This is a genomic window from Flavobacterium nitrogenifigens, assembly GCF_003254565.1.
Taxonomy (GTDB): Bacteria; Bacteroidota; Bacteroidia; order Flavobacteriales; family Flavobacteriaceae; genus Flavobacterium; species Flavobacterium nitrogenifigens.
Genome location: NZ_QJRI01000129.1, coordinates 1 through 1,258, shown reverse-complemented (window position 1 = coordinate 1,258; position 1,258 = coordinate 1). Strand labels below are relative to the sequence as shown.

Here is a 1,258-nt window from a genome sequence, read left to right as displayed (position 1 = left end):
CTACTTCCTTCTCTTTTGCAGCTTTTAAGGACATTCCAAAGTCCAATATTGTATTTTGCTAGCAACGCTTTTCGATCTTCATAAGAAGCACTGAATTCTTCTTCAAAAATAGAAAATAAAATTTTCCAGAAAAGATTTCCCTTGTTCGCATAGTATTCTTGTTTAGCAATAGACTGTTCACCCGCCATAGTACCCATGATTAGAATAATTGTGGATTTGTCGATTAAGGGTTGAAGGGCTTTTTTTAGCATTGGTTTTTCTGTTTTTTGTTGCGTAAAATTAGAGATAAAGATTTGAAATGAGCAGAAGACTTAAGAATCAAAATAAATATATTTACTTGTATTGGATTTAGTTTTAAAAGAAAAAACTTTTAGATATTTACGTCTTAAAAGAAACTGAGTTGGCGCAAAGTCGGTCCCGAAAGCTTTCGGGATTGTGCAGCGCTAGTGAAGAACACTTTGTGGAGCGGGGGGAACAAATATGGAGTAAACCACTTGGGGAATAGTATAAAAAAATAATAAAACATGAAAAAAAATATAAAGGAAATACTAGTCTCAATTTTAGGATATTTAAGTTTAAGTTTTTTGAAAATATTAATAATATTAATATTAATATTTTCAGACGATAATTTTTATTATCTATCGAAACAAAAAAATATTAATTATGGTGATTTAGCAATGAAACTTTTTTATATCAATGTAATTCCTCTAATCTTATACCCACTAATATGCTCATATTTTATTTATAAATACTTAAATAGCTTTATAAATACTTTGATTGTAATTTTGGTTTCAATCTTAATTTATTATTTAATTGATTTTATTCCATTGGTATTTTTTATTGAGAATCATAGATATAAAGTTTATGTCTCAATTACTTTAGTTGTACTTCTTATGATATGGATATCTTTGTTGCTTCAAAGATATGGTTCTAGAAAAGTATCTGAATAGTTGTGGTAATGTATTAGATGTGTTGGGGATTAATTATTGGTAGTGTTTCAAAGTTAGTGATATGAGATTTTGAAATTGTAACTCGCTCCCCGAAGAGTTCAACTGAAAAGCTGCGCAAATGTCTCCGACTTTGCGCAATTTTTTTATTTCTTGAAAACCAGAAACCCGCTAAAAGTCTCCTGACTTTTTCTTTTTACTTTGCATGAAATAACAAGTTAAATCTTATATTTTTGCTCGAAAAGAAAAAAAATGAAAGAAGGCTATGTAATAAGAGACCAAAAACTACCACATTTTATCACACCGACAGT

General features: G+C 29.0%; 1 protein-coding gene. It reads right to left on the bottom strand.

Annotated elements, in window-relative coordinates:
• Positions 1–251, bottom strand: a 251-nt coding sequence (locus DM397_RS00580) for a DNA-deoxyinosine glycosylase (protein WP_111375717.1), incomplete at its 3' end; no start/stop codon positions are given.
• Between the last annotated feature and the right edge of the window lie 1,007 nt (positions 252–1,258).